Annotated in this window: 18 protein-coding genes and 2 tRNA genes; 3 read left to right on the forward strand and 17 right to left on the reverse strand. The window is 58.6% G+C overall.

The window, feature by feature from the left end; genetic code table 11:
* Positions 1-64: 64 nt before the first annotated feature.
* The 14 genes from ANT_RS12100 to ANT_RS12160 all read right to left on the reverse strand — a co-directional run bounded on the left by ANT_RS12100 (position 65) and on the right by ANT_RS12160 (position 8,506).
* Complete coding sequence (locus tag ANT_RS12100) at positions 65-652, reverse strand: hypothetical protein (protein ID WP_013560811.1); 588 nt, start codon at positions 650-652, stop codon at positions 65-67.
* Positions 649-1,050 carry a GxxExxY protein gene (locus ANT_RS12105; protein ID WP_013560812.1) on the reverse strand — a complete coding sequence of 134 codons (402 nt, stop codon included), beginning with the start codon at positions 1,048-1,050 and terminating at the stop codon, positions 649-651. Before ANT_RS12105 ends, ANT_RS12100 begins: the two co-directional genes overlap by 4 nt.
* Positions 1,040-1,282 carry a hypothetical protein gene (locus ANT_RS12110; protein ID WP_081460262.1) on the reverse strand — a complete coding sequence of 81 codons (243 nt, stop codon included), beginning with the start codon at positions 1,280-1,282 and terminating at the stop codon, positions 1,040-1,042. Before ANT_RS12110 ends, ANT_RS12105 begins: the two co-directional genes overlap by 11 nt.
* Positions 1,260-3,284: a DnaA N-terminal domain-containing protein gene (locus ANT_RS12115; RefSeq protein ID WP_013560814.1), complete on the reverse strand. Its 2,025-nt coding sequence runs from the start codon at positions 3,282-3,284 to the stop codon at positions 1,260-1,262. The genes ANT_RS12110 and ANT_RS12115 overlap by 23 nt, the downstream gene beginning before the upstream one ends.
* 252 nt (positions 3,285-3,536) lie before the next feature.
* Positions 3,537-4,199: a hypothetical protein gene (locus ANT_RS12120; protein ID WP_041455026.1), complete on the reverse strand. Its 663-nt coding sequence runs from the start codon at positions 4,197-4,199 to the stop codon at positions 3,537-3,539.
* 10 nt (positions 4,200-4,209) lie between these two features.
* Positions 4,210-4,986 carry a ParA family protein gene (locus tag ANT_RS12125; protein ID WP_013560816.1) on the reverse strand — a complete coding sequence of 259 codons (777 nt, stop codon included), beginning with the start codon at positions 4,984-4,986 and terminating at the stop codon, positions 4,210-4,212.
* Entirely contained in the window at positions 4,983-5,246 is a 264-nt protein-coding gene (locus ANT_RS12130; protein ID WP_155818143.1) for a hypothetical protein, read from the reverse strand. Before ANT_RS12130 ends, ANT_RS12125 begins: the two co-directional genes overlap by 4 nt.
* Positions 5,195-5,500, reverse strand: a complete 306-nt coding sequence (locus tag ANT_RS17725) for a hypothetical protein (RefSeq protein WP_490400372.1) — start codon at positions 5,498-5,500, stop codon at positions 5,195-5,197. The genes ANT_RS12130 and ANT_RS17725 overlap by 52 nt, the downstream gene beginning before the upstream one ends.
* Positions 5,481-5,762 carry a hypothetical protein gene (locus ANT_RS12140; protein ID WP_155818145.1) on the reverse strand — a complete coding sequence of 94 codons (282 nt, stop codon included), beginning with the start codon at positions 5,760-5,762 and terminating at the stop codon, positions 5,481-5,483. Before ANT_RS12140 ends, ANT_RS17725 begins: the two co-directional genes overlap by 20 nt.
* 84 nt (positions 5,763-5,846) lie before the next feature.
* Positions 5,847-6,827, reverse strand: a complete 981-nt coding sequence (locus ANT_RS12145) for a hypothetical protein (protein ID WP_013560820.1) — start codon at positions 6,825-6,827, stop codon at positions 5,847-5,849.
* A gap of 11 nt (positions 6,828-6,838) precedes the next feature.
* The gene (locus ANT_RS12150; RefSeq protein ID WP_013560821.1) at positions 6,839-7,510 is read right to left on the reverse strand and encodes a hypothetical protein; all 672 of its coding nucleotides are present in this window, start codon (positions 7,508-7,510) and stop codon (positions 6,839-6,841) included.
* 262 nt (positions 7,511-7,772) lie between these two features.
* Positions 7,773-7,934 (reverse strand): hypothetical protein, encoded by a 162-nt coding sequence (locus ANT_RS17455; RefSeq protein ID WP_013560822.1) that lies wholly within the window; start codon positions 7,932-7,934, stop codon positions 7,773-7,775.
* A 71-nt stretch (positions 7,935-8,005) separates the two neighbouring features.
* Positions 8,006-8,401, reverse strand: a complete 396-nt coding sequence (locus ANT_RS12155) for a single-stranded DNA-binding protein (protein WP_013560823.1) — start codon at positions 8,399-8,401, stop codon at positions 8,006-8,008.
* 33 nt (positions 8,402-8,434) lie between these two features.
* Positions 8,435-8,506, reverse strand: a tRNA-Met gene (locus ANT_RS12160).
* A gap of 283 nt (positions 8,507-8,789) precedes the next feature.
* Here ANT_RS12160 and ANT_RS17460 point away from each other — a divergent pair.
* Entirely contained in the window at positions 8,790-9,002 is a 213-nt protein-coding gene (locus ANT_RS17460) for a hypothetical protein (protein WP_155818147.1), read from the forward strand.
* 338 nt (positions 9,003-9,340) lie between these two features.
* Here the strand turns inward: ANT_RS17460 and ANT_RS12165 are convergent, their stop codons facing one another.
* From ANT_RS12165 to ANT_RS12175, 3 genes are all read right to left on the reverse strand, one after another.
* Complete coding sequence (locus tag ANT_RS12165; RefSeq protein WP_041455027.1) at positions 9,341-9,805, reverse strand: hypothetical protein; 465 nt, start codon at positions 9,803-9,805, stop codon at positions 9,341-9,343.
* A 325-nt stretch (positions 9,806-10,130) separates the two neighbouring features.
* Complete coding sequence (locus tag ANT_RS12170) at positions 10,131-10,310, reverse strand: hypothetical protein (protein WP_013560826.1); 180 nt, start codon at positions 10,308-10,310, stop codon at positions 10,131-10,133.
* 121 nt (positions 10,311-10,431) lie between these two features.
* A tRNA-Lys gene (locus ANT_RS12175) sits at positions 10,432-10,503 on the reverse strand.
* Positions 10,504-10,715: 212 nt separating this feature from the next.
* Between ANT_RS12175 and ANT_RS12180 the strand changes: the two genes are divergently transcribed.
* Positions 10,716-11,294 carry a DICT sensory domain-containing protein gene (locus ANT_RS12180; protein ID WP_041455028.1) on the forward strand — a complete coding sequence of 193 codons (579 nt, stop codon included), beginning with the start codon at positions 10,716-10,718 and terminating at the stop codon, positions 11,292-11,294.
* Positions 11,295-11,298: 4 nt separating this feature from the next.
* Positions 11,299-12,744: a phytoene desaturase family protein gene (locus ANT_RS12185; protein ID WP_013560828.1), complete on the forward strand. Its 1,446-nt coding sequence runs from the start codon at positions 11,299-11,301 to the stop codon at positions 12,742-12,744.
* The last annotated feature ends 69 nt before the right edge of the window (positions 12,745-12,813 follow it).

Below are 12,813 nucleotides of genomic sequence, written 5' to 3' on the forward strand. Positions count from 1 at the left end.
TTTCACCTCCGCTCAATCCACATGTTTTTGCGCAATTCCTCCAGCGGACTCACCGTCCCGCCCCCTAATCCCCTGGCGCTTCGCGCCGGGGAGCGGGGGGCGTGGACGTCAGGCCGCCCCAAGCGCCGTCAGGCGCTCCCTGCCCCAAAGCCGTCAGGCTGAGGGGCTCGCCATCTCGCATCTGGCGTATCTCGCGCACGATCCGGTACATCAGCGCACGATCTGCCTCCCGGATCTCCTCCCAGGCGTACACAATCTCCCGCAGGCGGTGATCCGTCAGCAGGCGCAGCAACCCCGCATCCGGCGTGGAGAGCAGGGTCACGTGCTTGACATCCACCACCCCGTCCAGCAGTCGCCCTTCCACCGCCACAAACGGCTTGCCGTCCAGGTGCGCCACCTCGAATCGGCTGCCGTTGATGCTCACCAAGGCGCTGCCCCCCTCGGTCGGGTTGAACTTGCGCAGCATCTCCAGCAGCCCCAGCGCGGGTTTGTCCGCCAGCACCACCCGGTGGCGCTCTAGCCCCGCCGCGTCCGTCCACAGCCAGCCGTGCAGCACCGGCGCGGACAGTTCGCTTGTTTCGTCCAGCGCAATTTGCTCCGCCCGCTCAATCTCCAGATACCCCTGCAAGACCACCCGGTTTGCAAATCTCACGTTTCCTCCCGCTTCTCCAGCCACACCCGCCGGAATTCTAACCGCTCTCCGCCAAAACCCAACAGCAGCCCAACCGCATCGCCCTCGTAGGCTCGCAAGTACCGCCGCAACTGGTCAAAGTCCGCCTGCTCAAACTCCTGGCTAGCCAACTTGCACTCGATGAGCACTGTTGAATTGCCCTTGCGCACCAGGAGATCCGGCACCACCTCACCCACCGCCTGCCCGTTGTAGCGCACTTTCAAGCGCGGCTGGTACAAAACCGTCTCGCCTGCACTCCGCAGTTCGTGCAGCAGCGCCCGGTGGTACACCATCTCGGCATGACCCGGTCCTAACTCCCGCAGCACCCGCCGCGCATGGCGGATGATCTTGCCCACCACCGGCAGATATTTAGCGTTCATCCGCCCTCCGTTCCCGCAGGACGCTCTCTAACGCCATGACCGCAATTTGCCGCGACAAGTTCCGCCCGGCGTCCACCGCAACGCTCACCGCCGTTTGCAGGTCTTTCGCCAGCGGGTGGCTCTCGTCCAGCAGCGCGGCTTCCAACTCAGCCGTGGGAATGTTCTGCAACAACCCCACGACCAGCTCAGCGCCCAATTGCTCTTGCAAGTTAGTGCTCGATGAAGTCCGCATATACACCCTCCACGTAGCGACGATGAGTGTTGTCCAGTACTGTGTTGCCCGAGGGACGATTATCCCCCAGCAGCGCCTGCTTCAACCTTGCCGGAAGATCCATCTCCCTCAGCCGCACGGCCAGCTGCAGGGGGTTTTGCGCCAGAACATCATGCTCGCCCCCCGCTCCCTGCCTCCGTTTCAGCACCCGCGCAACAGCGAAGGCAAGTGGATCCTGGATTGTCTTTCGCCCTGCCGCATACAGCAACCAGGAGATCACCATCCACGGTTCAATCCCGCTTTCTGCCATGCGCTCTTGCACTTCCGGATTGACTCCAAGGTGCTCTAAAATTTCCCACCCAAAGCGGACACCAACCAACCTGTTGACTTCGTCCGCAGGTGGGCTTGTCTGCGTTTGGAGGGGGGGGATTAAAGGGGGGGGTTGGTCTTTAACCAGAGCTTTAGAGCTTAAACCAGAGTTTAAGAGCTTTAACTCTGAAAATTGCGTAACCAAACTATGAAAATCGCGTAACCGGGGTATGAAAGTTGCGTAACCAAACTCTGAAAATTGCGTAACTGGGGTATGAAAATTGCGTAACCAAACTATGAAAGTTGCGTAACCAAACTCTGAAAATTGCGTAACCAAACTATGAAAATCGCGTAACAATTCTGGCTCAAACTCACGCACCCCAAGCGTAAAGCGATCCCGAGAAAAGTACGCCCGAACGGCCTCCTCGTCCTTCAGGTTCAGGTACTCCGGCGGAAAATCGCTCAGCAAGACCCGGAAGTAGCGCGGTATATCCCACTTACTGTCCCCGCTCCAACGCCGCTCTTGCTCCACTGGACGCACATATGCCCATAGCAGGGACGGTTTCGTGTTCAGCCATTCGTATACCGTCAGCGGGCGCGACAGCCCCAGCCAGCGCGCCAGTTCGGCATACCCCCCTTCGATGCGCACAACGTCCCGCGGCTCACTCCCCTCCCAGCAACGATCCCGCAACAGCACGTACAGCCATGCCGGTCCCGCTCCCAGCCGCGGTAGCACCTGCTCCAGGAAAAAGTGGGTGATCATCAGAATGTCTCCGGATGGCATCAGCCGCTCCTGCACGATGGCCACCAGCGCCTCAATCTCTTCTCGTCCCATTTGCGCGCCAGCCACCGCGTGCACAATCTGGCGCACACTCATCGGGCGCCCAATCTCATCCCCCTCAAAGTCTTCCAGCTCACTCAGTGTCAGTAACCCGGCGCGCTCCAGCAAACTGCGCACTCCACCCTCAAGGCTCACTTTCAGCCACCGCACCAGTCGTGCTGTATCCTGTGGCGTCAGCGGCAGACTCAGCCACACCCGATAGCGATGACTGGTCTGAACCGGACGGCCATCTTCCTGCCGCCACCCAGTGCCCCCATCACCGCGCTCCACTAGCCCTCTCAAGCGCTCCCACGTCTCCGCCTTAGCCGACCGATTCCAGAACGTTCGCTCCGTGATCCCGCACAGCGCGGCAATTTGCTTGCCGCTGAAGTGCACCTGACTTGTCCCATGTTTTCGCCCCCGCTCGGCGTAGTACGCCGCCTGCCGAAACGCCACGTACATCCACGCCAGTTCAGGACCAAGCACCCCCACCCAACGCCGAAAGTACCCCGGTAGAGTGATCACCCTGTCCGGCTGCACCAGTTCCTGATACAGGGTTTCATCGCTAACCCCCTCGATCTCAAGGCTCTCCTCGGCCGTCTCTGCGGACGGCGTCACCGGGGCAGGTTCATCCCAGACCACAAACTCAACGTCTTGCTCAGAGCCCATCAGTGCGCTGAGCTTGCGCCTCAGGGTGCCCGATAAACGGCTTTCCAGCCAGTCGCGTGCATAGGCATTGCGCACGCTAGCCCTGAAACAACTGTTCTCCCAGCCGATCAGCTGTGCACTTGCAACCCACGTATCAAAGGCAGCCCTGGACATCTCCTGGCGTATCTGTTCCAGGGCGCTTTTCCAAGCCTGCTCAGGGCTAATTCCGCGGTTTGTCTCATCCACAGTGTACCTCCTTGTGACTTGTTATAACAACCGTTTTAGACGCATTCTGAGCGGGCGTTTTCCCAGGGGGATACTGACATAGCCACCCCACAAAAACAGACGCCTTGTAGCGCTTCTAGGCAAGACTACGTGAGCGGCTACGTGAGCGTCAATGTGAGCGGAACGTAAGCGGGACGTGAGCGGAACGTGAGCAAAACCGCTCACGTTGATTTTTTGGGCTCTAAAATTCATCACGATTTTCTCGACCATGTTCTACTGCCCTTCCTCCCATCTTGCCTGCGCATCCTGTTTGGGATAGGGAATCAGCCGCAGAACGCCCTGTTCATAGCGGTTGGCGCTGTGTTTGAGCAGCAGCCCCACCAGCTCTCCGACAGGCACACTGTGCTGGTCGGCTTTCTCTTTGAGCCGCTTGACCAGCTCTTCAGGCAACCGATAGGCTACCCAGCGAGTCCACAACCGCGGCTCTTCTTCTTTTCTCGATTTGCGGTTCCTCTTCTCCGTGTTTACCGCCTTCGGAGTCGGGTTCCATCCATCCTCCACCCAGCCGTGCTGCTTCGTCCAACCGCTATCTAGCGGATAAAGTGTCATGCGCGTCCCTTTAATCTTGGGCTGTATCGTCAGCGTTTCTCGCTCCATGCAGTAAAGCCCATATTCCAGAAACGCCCGCGCTACCTCATCCGCCGTTACTCCCAACTGGTCAGCAATCGCCACCACCCTGGCGCTTACCTCCTCGGGCACGCTGCGAAAGGTTTTGGCACGATTGGCTTTTTCCCAGGCACGGTTGCGCGGCTTCTTGGGCGCTCTCATCAGATCCACTACGCTGATCGGCGGCAGTCCCAATGGCGCGCTCTCCACAGCCCCGTTGTCATCTTCTCCCGGCTGTTTTCCAACCCAAAATGTTCTCCGTTCCGCCATCTTCCTCACCTCACCATGTCAACACCTGATCTACCAGCCGCTCGTACTCCTGCGCCGCTCGACTGCCCGGCGCTTTTTCGAAAATCGTCTGCCCCTCCGCTATGCTTTCCCGAAACACCGTGGCGCGGTGGATTGGCGGCAGTACCATCGCTCCAAGCCCGGCTTTCAGGTCTTCCTCGATCTTTTTTGTCTCCCGCGTCACGTCATCGTAAAACGTGGGCAGTACGCCCCCCAGCGACCCGCGCCAGCCTTTGCTTTCTTTCAAATTCCGCATGATGCTCAGCGTCTTGTTCAGGCCTTCCAGCGAGCCGAATTCCATTGCCACCGGCACGATCACAAAGTCGGACGCCCAGATCGCTCGCTCCTGCAATCCGCCCAGCGAGGGACTGGTGTCCATCACAATGTAGTCCAATCCATTGCGCATAAAAACCTGGATCGCATCCCGAATATACGAGACCGGCTTGTCCAGCGCCGCCAGGGAATTCTGCGCTACGGCCGTCTCCTGACTGCCTGGGATGATCCACAAGCGCGGCCGTCCCGTGCTGCGCACTTGCTGGCGCAGCAGGATCAACTCATTCTTCTCCAGCGGCTTGATGGACGACATCAGCAGAAAGAAAATCCCGGGTTCCTGCTTGAGCCCCAGGTAACTCGCACTCTGCCCTTGCGGGTCAAAATCCAGAATGAGTACCTCTTTTCCCCGCAGCGCCAAGCCGTGTGCTAGATTGAGCACGGTAGTGGTCTTCCCCGCTCCCCCCTTCTGGTTAGCAATCGTGATCACCTTCGTCATCCCGCCGCCTCCTCGAACAAACTCATCTGCTCTTCGGCCCGACGGCCATCCGTCAGCCACACGTCCCAGGGAATTTGCCCTTCTGCTACCTCGACTTCCAGCCCTGCCGCTTTCAGCGCCTGCACGACCTCAGGCGCAGCTTTCGTTGAAACCCGTGCCCGGGTCGGGTGCACCTTCAGCCGCGCTTCAAACAACCCCAACGCCTTCGCTATGTCCTCTCCTCGCTCAACCCGATAGACACGCCAGACGGTTTTGTCCACTCTGCACATCCTTCCCGCTGATCCTCACCCAGCCACTTTACCCGCGTCCGCCCACCGTGCCCGTGCACCGCCACCACATCGCGGATCGAGCCGTAGAATGCCACGCTGAACGGACGCCGCAGCCAGCGCATCGCTACCGTCCCATCCGAAAACTCCACCCCCTCGGCCACGATCCCGGTGCCCGACACACCCGACACGTCCTCATCCCGCACCAGCAGGAAAAGCCGCATCCGCCTACGCCACACCCCGCCCATGATCGTCTCCCAGGCAGCCCTGCAGCACGGCTCTCCCGCTTTCGGTAATGCCGTAGGTATCCCCACGATGAACCACCAGCCCCAGCGCTACCAGGCGCTCCACCAGGCGCAGGTCGAACAAGCGGGCAAGGAATTTTCGCGGTGTATCGCCCTGGCGCTCGAGATACAGCAGCGCCTTGGCTTCCTGCGTGCTTGACAGCCCAAACCGCCGCACGCGATAGGGATTGAAACGCACCTCCTGTTTTAGATCTATCTCGGCCATGGCATCTCTCCTGCTCGTTGTTTTGTTTCGTTCGGAATCGTTCTGTTTCGTTCGGTTTCGTTCGGCGTTCTGTTCGGCGAACATTCAGGCCACCTCCGTTGGGGCAGGGGAGAGGGTAATCTGCTTCGATCCCAGCGCCGTGTAGAGTTCGGCCAGGGTTCGATACTCCCCGACCAGGAACGTCCCTCCGCCCCGTCCGGGAACGGGATGGACATAAGGACGCAGTAGCGCCACCGCCCTTGTCCAGGTCTCCGCCGGCCACCCCAGTTCTCGCCAGCCGGGAATGTGGTCGGCATTCCCGCCGGCCTTCTGGATGGACTCACGCAGCAGGCGCAGAACCAAACGCCGGTTGGGATCCTCCCCCTTCTGCCGCCACTCGGGTTTGACAAAGCCCATGATCTGATCACCAACCCGATAGGGAATCCAGTCGAGATCACCCCGCTCGTCATGGGTCTCAGTGTCTTTTCCTGGTGGAAGTTCGGGCTTGGGCTTGAGCACCTCCACGTGCACCGGCGGCATGCCATCTCGCCGCACCACCAGCACCCCAATGGGGCTGATCATGATCGAGCGCCGCGTTTCCTGCCAGCGCACGTAGGCATCCAGCAGGCGGTAGAGGAAGACGAAAAACAGCACGACGAGCGCCGCAAGCGCCAAAAAGACGATGGCCGTTTCGAGGATGGACTGCACCACCGCTCTCTGCCGGGTGACCTCGGCGGCATGTTGCTCCTCGCGGGCCTTGCGCTCCAGGGCTTGCAGGGTCGCCGTGGCCTGATAGGACTGCACGGCCAGGAGCATGGCATTTGCCGTCGCCGTGGCATCCACCGCCTGTTGGGTTGCCCGCAGGTCGAGATATTGCGCCGTGACTTGATAGGCCTGCGCGGTTTGCGTGGCTTGCGCCTGGTAGGCCTGCTCGGTTTGCCCGGCCAGGCGGTTATACGCCTCGGCCATCTGGCTGAAGGCCTGCGCCGTAGCGCGCAGGCTCTGCGGATCCGCCGGCGCATAGTATCCCGCCGGCGCGCAGGCGGTTATCAGCAAAGCCGCGAAAAGCACAAGCCCGTAGCGCATGTCACCGTCACCTAAACCTCAACCGGAATCACCGTGCCGGTCGGCGTAGAAAACCGATCCCCGACCTGGCGCAGCACCGACCCGAATCGTCCGTCCCACCCTTTGACCGGGCGGCGGGTCAGGGCACGGTAATCTGCCCCGGCCAGCACCTGCACGCCGTTTTTGCCTCCGTGTTTCAGGACAAACTCCAATGCCCAGTGCGCCTCAACGTCCGCTTTCAGCACCTGCGCCAGGTCATCCAGGATCAGCACCTGTGTCGCCCCCCGGTTCTGCCCGTGCCGTCTCCGATCCACCAGGTCGGCCAGGCGATAGAGCGCCTGTTCCAGGGCACGATCGTGCGGACACACGACGTCCGTGATCCTGTGCCCCCGGGCCTCTCGCTCGGTCACCCAGGTGATTTCCACAAGGTGACGTGTGTTGTGCTGCTCCAGCGAAACCCGTGCCGCATCCAGCACCTGCCAGGGCAGGGCAAGACCTTCGCCGAGGATCAGCAAACTCTTACCCCCCAGGGCATCCCACACAACCGGCACGCCGTCCTCACCCACGCCCAACACTGCTGTGGCGTGCGTGAGCACGGGTAGGCGCATCACCACCTCATCCAGTCGCCGCGGAATGACCCGAGAGGGTCTATTAACGTTGACCTGAGGAACGATTCGAACCTTGACAGGAACGATTTGCACCATGCTTGCCTCCTTTCTCCTTCACCACCCGCCCCCGCTTGATCACCACCCGCTCGCCGGTGCGGATGTTCTCGAACACCGTCCCGCTCGGCCACGGACAGGGAATGTGCCGCGCCGCTCGACGACACCCGCTCGGCAGCACAATGTCGCTCCAACGAAAGTGCCCCCCGTAGAACATGCCAGGCTCGTCTCCCGTGCGCGTCGGATCCACCACCACTTTCCAGTAGTACCCCGGTGGGGCTTGCCAAGCACGGCGGGTCATGCCTCACTTCACCCCCAGGCGCTCGGCCAGTTCTGCCCATAGCGGGTCATTCGCCGGGAGCATCTCCAGCCAGTACAGCACCTCGAACTTGCGCTCTTCCTGCTCGCGTATCTCCGCCTCAAACGCAATCAACGCATCCAGTTCCTCAGGTGTCAATTCGTCCATCGCCCACGCTCCGCTCCGCCGATTGAGAAGCGGGCAGGCCGCAAGCGGTTCGGCCTGCCCGCAGACGTTTCCTAGAACGGTATGTCGTCTGCACTCGTGGGTGCTGCTTCGCCCGCGGCTTCTGCCTGCACCCCCTTCTCGCCGGGCTTGCCGCCCAGGAAGATCACCTCCTCCGCCGTCACCCGCAGCGCCGCACCCAACTCGCCGTTCTTGCGGGTGAACGCCCGCACCTCGGGCCGCCCGCGCACGAACACCTGACGCCCTTTCGTCAGGTGCTGGTGGCAGACCTCCGCCAGCCCGCCCCAGGTCGTTACGTCCACCCAGGTCGTCTCCTCATGCTTCTGCCCGTCCCGATCCGTCCAGCGCCGCGTCGCCGCCACCGGGAACGACACCACCAACGCCCCCTCTGCCGTGTAGCGGGCTTCAGGGTCTTGACCTAGATTGCCGATCAGTTGAACTTCGAGCATGGGAATCGTCCTTTCTGTTCTTGAATGTCGCAGAACGGGAAGGGGGATTCGAACCCTCAACCTGCGGCTCATGATGCCGCCGCTCTTCCGTTGAGCTACTCCCGCGTGGTGAAGTGGCAGAGGGGTTGCCCTCGCGCACGTCCGGCTCTTTGAGGGTCTGCCTCGCCTTCGCTGGGCCGATTCAGCCCCAACCCCTCTGCATGCCCGTCTCTCCGGGCTGTCACCCTGCCTGTTTCCCGGCACTGGTTAGGGTGCGCCGGGCTGCACCTGCCCGTTGATGGGGCAACGACCCCGACAGGTTTGGCAGTCCAGCCGGGTGGGACTTGCACCCACCACAGGATCGGGGAGCCTCCTGCCCACCTTCGGCGGTTGGAAGGAGAGGATTACCATGTCGCTTGTCAAGGTGCTTGCCGGTCTCTCCCGGCTGTCACGTCCCCCGGCAGGCTTCCGATGGTCTCACCTGCCGCTCCGTCAGACAAGGGCTCCCCGTCCCTTGCCCCGCCAGGTGCTGATGACTCAGCCCCGCTCCCGCCTCCCTACGCAGCCGACGTTAGCGTGGCAAAAACGGAATTCAGGCGGGCGGGACTTGAACCCGCCATAACGCACCTGCCGCCTGAAAGGCTTTGAGCCAACACCGCACGGGAAACACAAAGCCCTCTGCAAATCACATTCTTTGTGAGAGGCTTGCAGAGGGCTGTCATCTCATGCTACAATCGCAGATGAGGTGAGCAGTCGGTGTCTGCTTGCCTCGACCGTGAGCGTGCACCCACACGGCTCACGGAGCGCCCTGTCGGGCGCACAACGCCCGGCGGGGCGTTGTATTTGTCGGGGCAGTTAGCAGGTGGTTTGGAAAGGTGCTATGCAAAGCATAACACATATTAGCGAAGTTGTCAATAACCTCGCTAATATAAAGGCAAAAAAAAACGGCTTACAAGCCGTTTACAAAGCAAGCGGGCCGGTTTTTGGCTTATAAGGCAGCCCGTTATCATCAAAAAGCCACTTGCCTTGTCCTCTACGCTGATCATAGATTTCAGCGCAATAAGCAACATCTTGCTCATCTAGCAAAACTTTTTTACCTTCGTTTCCTATTACCTTGATATATCCTTTTGCAACCCACCCTCGTAAAGTTGAAAAAGGAACTCTGTACTTTTCTGCGGCTTTCAATATCCAAATAGGCCTTCCACGCTTTTCTGCATGCTTCTGATACTCCGGCAAATCCTCTTTGCGGAGACCCTTTTCCTGGATTGCTTCACCTCTGACTTCTTCTTCACTCACAACCATTTCTCCCGCTACCACTCCCGCCCTGATTTTACCTTTCTCCACAAGTGCGCGCAAGCGGTCTTCCTCCAGCCCGTACTTGCGGGCGGCTTCGGAAAGAGGTATAAAGGTGGGTAGGGTAAGCATGTCAATCCTTTCGTCTTGAACCTTAGTAATCCGAGTTACCTCCAGGGCAGGGCGCAACGACCCTCTCCGCGGGCGAGGATCACCGGTCGGCGGGCAGCCACCGGCCTATCAGCGCACAGCCCCAACGGGTGGTCGGGGCGGATCCTCGACAGGTCATCCCCCGGTCCCGGGTTGCCTCAAAACAATCTGCCGCGCGGGCCTGACGTCCCCAAGCAGCATCAGCCGGGGTAGGCTGAGGGAGGACACGGACGGCAGACGGGTAGTCTGCACGATCAGGCTTTGGCAACCGGAGACCGGGTGGGTCTCCGGGTTGCTTTTTAATGTGCTACGATTTGCTTTTCAGCAAAAAAGACAGGACAACGCCTAAAACGGCTGAAACTCCAATCCCAATCGCCAAAGCAATCAACGGCGACTGGGAAAGAACCGGAAAACGATCCAAAAAAGCTTGACCAATTACTGCACCTGCTATTACAATTACAACTGTTGCAAGATTTTCGATTTTCATAATTTCCTTTCTTCAGTCCCGGTAACCGCCCGGGACTGAATCTTTAATCCAGATACACGCAAAGCGCCCAGGGAATCCATCAGGCGCTTTGCGGGGGACAGGGATGGAATCCCTGCGGGAGTGAGCGTGCAGGGGCTCGAACCCTGAACCAATGGCTTAAAAGGCCACTGCTCTGCCGTTGAGCTACACGCCCGACGGAGCAAATTCTATCACGCCCCTCCAGGTGCGTCAATGTTTTGGTAAAAACAATCACCTCTTGGAAAACGAAACGCTGTCTTTACAAAAACTCAGGTGTCATGCACATCGTTCCCCTGACGAAGGATAAACAGACATTATACAAAAATCCCCTGAAGTAATCCTGGCGGGGTATATTCTTTCTGGTATTTTGTTAGTAAGGAGATGGATATGGCGCACCTGCAACCCTCGGATTTGTTCATCCAATTCTTTCATAAGGTTTTACCTGCTTACACCCCTCAGGCGGAGACCCTTCTTTCCCAAATTGCTCCTGAGAAGCTCTCCGCTTTGAACTTCCGTTACATTTTCTCAGTGGAGAAGATGATAGAAATCAGCCACATGATTGAGGATGCGGTCATGCATTCACAACGTCCGGCCGATTTTCACGTCTCATTTCAACTTTTCTCGCGTCTCGGAGAGCAAATGCCACGCTACCGTGCAATTTCCCAAAAAGTTGAGAAATTATGGCTGTACGGCGTTCCTGACATTCCCCCAATGAATTTGCCCAACACGGAATTTATTGATACCTCCAACACCCCTCTCACCCGCTACTGGTTCCTGGTAGCCTATGCTCCAGAGTTAAGCATGACCCTCGTGGCAGAAGAAATTTCTTCCCCCATTCCTTCTTCTCAGCGCATCTACGAAGGGTTTTATACCTTTGAAACGGATGTGGCATACAAAGTGCTCAACCTGATGCATCAGATTTTCCCCGCACAAATTCCAGCGCCCATTCCTCCAGAGTTGCTTTGATGCCATGCGTATTGTCGTAATTGGCGCGGGGATAGGCGGGCTGACCACTGCCGCCCTGCTCGTAAAAGCCGGATATTCCGTCACTGTTCTGGAAGCCCAAACCTACCCGGGAGGATGCGCCGGAACTTTTTTCCACAAAGGTTATCGCTTTGATGCCGGTGCTACGCTGGCGGGCGGCTTTCAACCCGGAGGACCTCATGCGCGCTTAGCCCAACTGCTAGGGCTCTCCTATCCAACCCACCCAATTTCTGATGCTGGTTGGGTCGTTCACCTCCCCAACCGCAGGATTTACCAGTGGACCGACCCCGAACAATGGCAGGAAGAGGTCCAACGACATTTTCCGTTCAGTCGTGCCTTTTGGAAATTGCAACGGTTTCTGGCAAATCAGGTGTGGGATTTGTCCAGCCGTAACGCCCCTCTCCCTCCTCAATCCTTCCATGAATTCATCAGTTTGCTGAAGGCTCTGCGCCCGGGTACCATCACCACCTTGCCTTTTCTTTTCTCACGGGTTAAGGATTTTTTCCCATCAAAATGGACACCTGAGTTCAAAGCCTTTGTGGATGCCCAATTGCTGATCTCCGCTCAGACAACCTCAGAGGATGCTTCGCTATTGTATGGAAGCGCTGCCATGGATTTGCCCCGCCGTGGAATTCATACCGTGAAAGGGGGAATGGGAACGCTTTCTGAGGTTCTGGTGGACTGGATTCGCCGTAACGGAAGCGAAGTCCTCTTTCGACAGGAAGCGGTACGGGTAGAAACCAACAAAAGAGAAGTGCATCGGGTAATCACACGAAAAGGGGATGTCTTTACGTGTGATGCTCTGGTAGCAAATGTCACTCCCTGGGGATGGGCAAAGTTACTTGGGGATGCCCTTCCAGTTTCCATAAAAAAAGACCTTCTGAAAACCGGACGGATGTGGGGGGCATTTGTCCTGCATCTTGGGGTAGAAGCAGACCGAGTGAACACTCCCATCACCCATCATCAAATCATCGGAACGCTTGACCGCCCGCTTGGGGAGACAAACTCGGTGTTCCTCTCCCTTTCTCCACTGGATGACCCCACCCGCGCACCCTCAGGCATGCGCGCAGTGACCATTTCTACCCACACCGAACCGCTTGGGTGGTTTTCTTTGAGCGAAGAAGATTATCAGAAACGTAAAGAACAGTACACTGAACAATGCTTAAGCCTGGTAGAACGGGAATTTCCGGGCTTCCGCTCCGCCGTTCGCCTTTGCCTGGCAGGAAGTCCACGAACGTATGCCTATTACACCCATCGTCCCTGGGGAATGGTGGGAGGATTTCCGCAATCTTCCATCTTGCAGGCGCGTGGACCACAAAGCGGTTTTCACAATGCCTGGCTGGTGGGCGATTCGGTCTTTCCGGGACAATCCACTGCCGGTGTGACCCTCGGAGCCACGCGAGTGGCAAATCTCATCCTGCAATCTCTTTAATGTCCTGTTTCCATCCCTCTTTCTGCGACTTGCCCCCATAGAAATCTCATATATACTGGAAGGGAAAGG

The sequence above is a fragment of the Anaerolinea thermophila UNI-1 genome, from assembly GCF_000199675.1.
GTDB classification, from domain to species: Bacteria; Chloroflexota; Anaerolineae; order Anaerolineales; family Anaerolineaceae; genus Anaerolinea; species Anaerolinea thermophila.